11 protein-coding genes are annotated in these 7,156 nt (G+C 38.1%); 6 read left to right on the plus strand and 5 right to left on the minus strand.

What is annotated here, in order from left to right:
• Positions 1-10 precede the first annotated feature (10 nt).
• Genes NG833_RS01990 through NG833_RS02015 form a run of 6 tightly spaced genes read left to right on the plus strand, consistent with a single transcriptional unit; the run spans position 11 to position 4,772 of the window.
• A complete protein-coding gene (locus NG833_RS01990; RefSeq protein ID WP_254563660.1) occupies positions 11-1,063 on the plus strand; it encodes an amidinotransferase in 1,053 nt (350 codons plus the stop codon).
• Entirely contained in the window at positions 1,060-1,740 is a 681-nt protein-coding gene (locus NG833_RS01995; RefSeq protein WP_254563661.1) for a methyltransferase, read from the plus strand. The genes NG833_RS01990 and NG833_RS01995 overlap by 4 nt, the downstream gene beginning before the upstream one ends.
• Positions 1,741-1,773: 33 nt before the next feature.
• Positions 1,774-2,430, plus strand: coding sequence for a hypothetical protein (locus NG833_RS02000; RefSeq protein ID WP_254563662.1), 657 nt, complete (start codon positions 1,774-1,776; stop codon positions 2,428-2,430).
• A gap of 54 nt (positions 2,431-2,484) precedes the next feature.
• Entirely contained in the window at positions 2,485-3,207 is a 723-nt protein-coding gene (locus tag NG833_RS02005; protein WP_254563663.1) for a hypothetical protein, read from the plus strand.
• A gap of 7 nt (positions 3,208-3,214) precedes the next feature.
• A complete protein-coding gene (locus tag NG833_RS02010; protein ID WP_254563664.1) occupies positions 3,215-4,018 on the plus strand; it encodes a hypothetical protein in 804 nt (267 codons plus the stop codon).
• 19 nt (positions 4,019-4,037) lie between these two features.
• Positions 4,038-4,772, plus strand: a complete 735-nt coding sequence (locus NG833_RS02015) for a capsular polysaccharide synthesis protein (protein WP_254563665.1) — start codon at positions 4,038-4,040, stop codon at positions 4,770-4,772.
• Positions 4,773-5,045: 273 nt separating this feature from the next.
• Here the strand turns inward: NG833_RS02015 and NG833_RS02020 are convergent, their stop codons facing one another.
• The 5 genes from NG833_RS02020 to NG833_RS02035 form a co-directional block, all read right to left on the minus strand.
• On the minus strand, positions 5,046-5,576 hold the full coding sequence (locus NG833_RS02020; protein WP_254563666.1) for a hypothetical protein: 531 nt from the start codon (positions 5,574-5,576) through the stop codon (positions 5,046-5,048).
• A gap of 228 nt (positions 5,577-5,804) precedes the next feature.
• On the minus strand, positions 5,805-5,936 hold the full coding sequence (locus NG833_RS30275; protein ID WP_256555787.1) for a hypothetical protein: 132 nt from the start codon (positions 5,934-5,936) through the stop codon (positions 5,805-5,807).
• 4 nt (positions 5,937-5,940) lie between these two features.
• Positions 5,941-6,345 carry a PIN domain-containing protein gene (locus NG833_RS02025; protein WP_254563667.1) on the minus strand — a complete coding sequence of 135 codons (405 nt, stop codon included), beginning with the start codon at positions 6,343-6,345 and terminating at the stop codon, positions 5,941-5,943.
• Positions 6,346-6,380: 35 nt separating this feature from the next.
• Entirely contained in the window at positions 6,381-6,629 is a 249-nt protein-coding gene (locus tag NG833_RS02030) for a hypothetical protein (protein ID WP_254563668.1), read from the minus strand.
• 212 nt (positions 6,630-6,841) lie between these two features.
• Positions 6,842-7,156: Uma2 family endonuclease (locus NG833_RS02035; RefSeq protein ID WP_254563669.1), on the minus strand; the 315-nt coding region annotated here is incomplete at its 5' end.

The raw sequence follows: 7,156 nt of genomic DNA on the forward strand, positions 1-7,156 counted from the left end.
ATGAGGTAAGATGAGTAGTTCAACAGAATGGGATCTTCTTGAAGAAATAATCGTTGGCAGAGTAGAGGGAGCTATGTTTCCAAGTTGGGATCGAATTTTAAAAAATACCATTCCTAAAAATGCTTTGCCAGATTATGATGCACAGTTTTCCAAAAAAGGAACACCAATTCCCGATTACATTATAGAAAAAGCAAATATTGCACTTGAAAAGTTTATTACCTTACTTAAATCTGAAGGTGTGAAAGTTAGGCGACCAAATTTGTTTGAATTCCAGCAAAAATTTTCCACTCCTTTGTGGGATGTTGAATCTGGTGTTTCTTGTGCCAATCCAAGAGATGTATTCTTGGTTATCAACAATTGTATTCTTGAATGCCCAATGGCTGATAGAGGCAGATACTTTGAGGTTTTTCCATATAGAGAAATACTCAAAGATCTTTGTAAGAATGGATGGAATTGGGTATCTGCACCAAAACCCACGCTTGATGAAGAATTATATTCAGTTAGTGCTTCGGAAGAATATCCATACTCTATTACAGAGTTTGAACCAACATTCGATGGTGCAGATTTTGTTCGGTGCGGAAAAGATATTATTGGACAAATCAGCCATGTTACCAATGGTTTTGGTATTAAATGGCTTCAAAATTTTTTAGGAGCTGAATACACAGTTCATGTCATCCAGTCAAAATGCCCTGAAGCTTTACATATAGACACCACGATCGCTCCACTTGCTGAAGGTAAATTGCTAGTAAATCCTGAATTTATAGATTTCAATTCGCTGCCCAAAATTTTCTATGATTGGGAACTCATTGAAGCCCCTAAACCAGATTCTTTCATCACTGAAATAGGAGGATATCGAGTAGTTAGTGATTGGATGAGTATTAACATTTTGAGTCTTGACGATAAAAGGGTGATAGTTGAGGAAAAACAAAAGTCATTGATTAAGACTTTAAAAGATAAAGGTTTTGAACCAATACCATGTGCTTTTGAGGATTATTACATTTTTGGAGGCTCATTTCACTGTGCCACATTAGATATTTGTAGAAAAAAAACTCTTAGACAATGAACAAGTACATTAATTTGGTCCAAAAATATTTAGAGGCTAATAAATCCTTGGATAAGGTTTACACATTCGAGTATGAAGGAAGAATTTTTATCGGGATGAACACGGTATTTTCCCCATTTGTGTTTGGAGATAGCTACTTTTTTGCCAAACACCTCCCCTCTCAGCCTAATGGCGAGTTTCTCGAAATTGGATGCGGAACTGGATTAATATCAATTCTAAAAGCCCTAGATGGGTTAAATGTTACTGCAACTGACATTAATAAAGATGCACTTTCCAATACCAAAATAAACGCTATTTTGCATTCTGTGGAAAATCAGGTTTCTGTAATTTATTCTGACGTTTTTGATTCGCTCATCGAAAATTATCTATTTGATATTATTTTCTGGAATCCCCCATTTATTTTTACCCCTTTTACCCCAAATACATTTTTGGAAAAAAGTGTATTTGATTTTAGCTACTCAAGTATCAAAAAATTTCTAAACCGTTTTGCCGATTATTTAAGTCCTACCGGGCAAGCTTTTTTAGGTTTTTCTTCTACAAGTGGTGATTTTAAACATTTGTCTAACATTTGTCAAGAAAGAGAAATCACCTTGAATTTATTTGCCAAAAGTGTTTTAGAGGGAAATGCCTTGGAGGAACCGTTCAGTTTAGAACTATATGAGTTATGCTTGCCTTAAAAATAAATTGTTAAAATCCAGGAGAAAATTACAATGTTTGATAAAGAGTCTCATCCGTTAACAGAGTTATCTTTTTTGCAGCAGCGAGAACAATGGAAAACAGAAGATATTCATGTGAATGACTTTCAGCTAGAGATAGCTGGTCATCCTGTAATGGAAACTTGGGAAGAGCCTTACATGAAAAAGTTGGCAGAAATTGCGACAACTAATGGAGGAAGAGTGCTAGAAGTGGGTTTTGGGTTAGGTATTGCAGCATCGTATATTCAAAATAATTCGATAAACGAACATCATATTATTGAGGCTAACAACCAAGTTTTTGAACGGATGGAATCGTTTGCAAAATCGGCTAAGTGCCCCACATTTCTGTATTCAGGTTTCTGGGAAGAAATTTCAAGTAATTTTGAAGATGAATTTTTCGATGGAATTTTATTTGATACTTACCCCATTACATTTGACGAACTTCATACTGCAAGATTCTCTTTTTTTTCAGAAGCATATAGATTGTTAAAAGTAGGGGGTGTCTTTACTCATTACTCTGGAGAATTAGAATTTACAGATGAGTATGTAAAATGTCTTCGCCAAGCCGGATTTAAAAAATTTTCCGGTCAGTCTGTTCTCGTCAATCCTCCAAGCGATTGCTTATATTGGCGTAGCAATCAAATAATGGCATCAATCATTATTAAAAATTAAATTGTCCAAAAAAATCAGTAATATAAGAGGATTAATAGGAGGAAATTGTCTGTCATGGATTCATATAAAAAAGTTTACCGATATTTTGAGTTGATTAGCATAGGGACTTCAGCACTGGTAACAAAAGCTATAACTGATTGGGTGCAAGGATTAAAAGTCCAGCAAATTGTTGTACTTAGCCTTACTTTTGCTTTAGTTTATTTACTTAATGAATTGTTTATTTGGATATTCAAAAATATCTTTAATAATTTCCCACATCTCCGAAGATATTTTTTGGGAGAAGAGTTTGTTGAAGGTGTATGGATCGAGTTTTTGACTGACAATGGTAATGTGACATCCATTGGTATTGTTTTAATTAAAGCAGACAAAGAAGGAAATGGATTAAAGCTTTCTGGTGCTAACTACTCAGCTAATTCAACTGGTGATTGGATTTTTAATTATACATTTAGCAGTAAAAATGAATTAACTAGATTTCAGTTTCCTGTGTTAGACTTTGCTTATGTAAATAGTTTTTATATCCGTGTAAATGGCAGGCAATCAATTGAAGGAGTTGCCCAATTAACATTTAGCTCCATTCAGGGTACACCTTCACGCTATCATGCTTCCTTCAACCTGGCAGAAGACGATCCTAGAACAGTTGGTGGTCTTGAAGGTTGGAAAATTCAAGATAAGAATGATTTAAAAGAGCTAGAAAAAGATTCTATTAATTCTTCTAATTTATATAAAATTCTTGACAAATACATTCAATTAAAACAAAGCAATCAACGACATAATTAAAATATTTATGAACGCAATAATATTTTCAAATCAACTTGATTTTTATCCTACTCGACCTTTTAAATTTAGCCACTCTATGGAGAGCCGCAATCTATTATTAAATGAAATCGTCATAGCATCCGCAGAATTACCAACTAATTTGCTAGAGTATTATACCTTGCCTTTCCACCTGAACAAGTTGCCTTATCAAGACATACAAAAAATATTAATTAGCCAACAGTCATGGATTATTTTACGTCATTTAGAGATTATTCCAAGATATAATAGATTGATGAAACAAGTGCTTAATGAACTAAAGCTATCCGAACTAAAAATATCTAATAACTTTTTTAATCCAGCTTCTTTTTTGTTTATCTCTTCCCCTAACTTTGTAACGCCGTTTCATATCGATCCCGAGCATAATTTTTTATTTCAAATTACTGGAGAAAAAGAAGTATTAGTTAATGATGCTTCTGTTGCACCTTTAATTAGCTCATCAGAGATTGAAGATTTTTATGCCAATGAATTTGGATACTCTCTTAATTTCAATCCAGATTACCTATCTGGATTAACTCGTATAAAATTAGCTGCTGGCGAAGGGGTATATATTCCTTTCACTTTCCCTCATATGGTATTAAATGGAAACGATATTTCGATATCATATAGTTTAACATTTCGTACTAAAATGTCCGAGCGTCATCGAAGAGTGCATTTAGCTAATCGAGCTTTGCGTATTCTTGGATTGAAGACTAACAAGTATGGAGAGTCTCGGTTTGGCGACTTCCTAAAATCTCAATTATTTCCTTTGCTAAATCTTGTTAACGTAAGATAAAAATATTCAGAGTTATAAGATGAATCACGTTTTTACTTATTGGGAAGGATCCCCTTATGCTTTTACCCGTATTTGCTTAAATTCAATTACAAGAATATTTCGGTCTAATCACATTCATTTGACCCCAGACTCTCTAGAAGATTATATCAGCTTAAACTTGAATATTAAAAAATGCAAACATCTTCCGTTTAAGTCGGATTACATCAGAACTATGCTGCTTGAGCGTTACGGGGGTTGGTGGTTTGATTGTGATGTTTTGCTGTTTAAGAATCCTCAATGCTTAATCAAAGAAGATAAGCCCCATATATGGAATTTAATTTACCGTGTTAGTGGTGAGTGGGTTCCGCTTATCAATAATGGTATTCTCTATTCACCGAAGGGTTCTGATTGGATAACCTCAATTGCAGAAGACTTTAGAAGAGTTGACGCTGAGGGCTTAATTTTGTGTTATGAAAATGAGGATATTGGACAGAATATTTATGAAAAACACTCTGTTGGTAATCCTAACGTAGTCGTGGGCTGTGAATATGATTTTAATTCAAGGTTTAATGTTGATGCTGACTATAAGCCCTTTTGGGATGGTCGCATTAGATTGGATTCTGCGAATTACGGGATTCACATTGGAGCTTCTTTGAGTCGTTGGGCTATGGCAGATGGAGATTTACAAGCCTCTGATATTTTATCAATTACATCTTTAGATGAGTTAAGAAATAGATTTCCAAAATCTTTAGTTAGTCAGTATCTTAATAATTGAATCTTACATTGATAGATATCGGCTAGATATTGAGGCTAAAGAGATTTAAAATTGAGTATAATTTAGGAGTTGAACTGACTGATTCTATAGCCATTCTAAATCAGTTTGCTATAGAGAAAGCGAGCAAGATGCCAAGCCTACGGCATAGCTTTGCTTACCGCAATCCAAGATTATCGGCATTGGTTCTATTGTCAAATTCATTTAGGGGAGCTATATAAAAATCAGTCAAACTCTTGGGTCAACATTCATAAAAATTCCACAAGCCCCATAAAGTTACTCTATCCAGTTCTGAACTTCTGGCAAGGGTAAATCTAAAGATTCGGCAATTTGTTCGGGGGTTAACCCGAGTTTACTTAGTTTATCGACAGCTTTAAATTTAGTCTCTTGGAATAGCCTTTGCACGATTTCATTTTCATCCATAATATCTTTATCGTTATATTTAGAGGTTGAGTTATCCCGGTTTGGTAAATTAGATTCTTCAGGAGTGTTGCAAAAATTAATATTACTGATGTTAACGGAGTTGTTAACACTATGTTGATAATTTACAAACCCTAATCGCTCAAGTGTAGCGACTAAATTTAACTTATTCACCTCTTCCTCAAAGACTTTTGACAACAACTGCCACAGTTCGTATCCCTTATCCTTTGCATGACCCGTGCTACATCCGTACTGCTTGGCGATCGCAACATATTTTTGACCATTGAGCACTCCCTTTAAAATCGCCAATTGCAGGCTATCCAAGTGGTCCCCAGTTTTTTGAAACACAAACTCATCCATCAAGTTAACCACTTCTTGCCACTCCATCTCCTCTCAATTCTCCTTCCGCAACATCTCCGCTTTTACCATTATCCATGATAATCCCTGGCTCAAATCGTGGCCCTACAAGAGGGATTCTGCTTACCCTGCGGCTGACTCGTTGACCTGGGACCCTCACCCCAAATCCCTCTCCCCACATGGGAGAGGGGCTTTGAAGCATTGGCGGAAGTTTTGAAGCCGCATCTGGGCAAGTGGGTTAGCATCAGAGTCCGAGGGTTAATCCAGACCCCGATAGAGACGGTCAATGGAAAATTCAAGGTCAAGGCTGGTGAGGGTGATGCGATCGCCCGCCTCATAAATCGTAGTTTCCCAAAACTGCTCATCCAACGTGGCCGTCAATCCCTGCATTTCCTCACGGCTCCAACTCACTTACCAGCAAAATATTTAACTCGGCTATGCGCTTTAGATGAGCATCATTTGTCAAAAATGCCTGACAGCCAGCATCGATCGCGGCGGCAATCTGCAATGCATCAGGAAGTTGTAGATTGTACTGAACTCTAACCCTTGCTGCCTGTCGAGCGATCGCCAGGGTATTCTCCACAAACAGTACATCATCCCGTGTAAAGATAGCCACATAGACTTGTTCTAAATCCGTTAAGCCCATCTGCAAAGCACCCACTAAGCACTCGGCAACCGTCACCGCTCCCACCACTGGCGTAATCCCAGACTCTAATCGATCAAATATTGGATCGACCTGATCGACAAAGCTAGGATTCCGTTCTACAAAGTAAATGACAGGAGCCGTGTCTAAAAACAACCGAGATACCCCTGATAGTGCTGCTGCAATTTTCATCATTCGCCTCGCAACACCTGGCTTCGATGCTCATCCCCTTCCCGCCGAGTGCGTGAAACCCACTCTTGAGCATCTTCTCCCATCATTGGATAGGGAGCCATTCCTTTTAAATCGCTCCATCGAGGCTTGGCTGTGACGACCACTTCGGACTGTTTTAGTCCCTGTGCAATCTGCCGAATCAACTCTAAGCGATCTTCAGGGGGGAGTTGCTCAACTTGTTGCAATAGGTGTTCTAGTAAAGGACTCATAAACCCAACCTCCGCAGATTTGCCTGCATTTCTGCCTCTAATTTAGCACTTTCGACTCACTCCTCCTCCAATTTTTTCGTCAACGGTTCCATCTTTTCCTCAAAAGGCTGATCGTCATCTTCCAGTTGTTCTGCATCAGTCAGTTCTCGGTGTGTCCGGTCAATCAACAGGCCCAACTTTCGCCTCGACTACAGCAGGGGTGATAGAGGGGGTTAATCCAGACCGCGATAGAGACGATCGCTAGGAAATTCAAGGTCAAGGCTGGTGAGAGTGATGCGATCGCCCGCCTCATAAATGGTAGTTTCCCAAGTATCGGCAGCGATGCGGCGACGGCATTCAACGCGCTGGCTGTCTTGGGAAATGAGGACGTATTCTTCCAGGCTATCAAGGTTTTGGTAGTCGGTGAATTTGAGGTCCCGATCAAAGGCTTCGGTACTGCTTGAAAGGACTTCGGCGATGAATTTGGGATAGCGTTTAATATAGCGGTCTTGGCGATCGCGCGGGTCACAAGTCATGAAAGCATCGGG

It is taken from the genome of Oscillatoria sp. HE19RPO (assembly GCF_024220515.1).
In the GTDB taxonomy this organism is placed as follows: Bacteria; Cyanobacteriota; Cyanobacteriia; order Cyanobacteriales; family Laspinemataceae; genus Laspinema.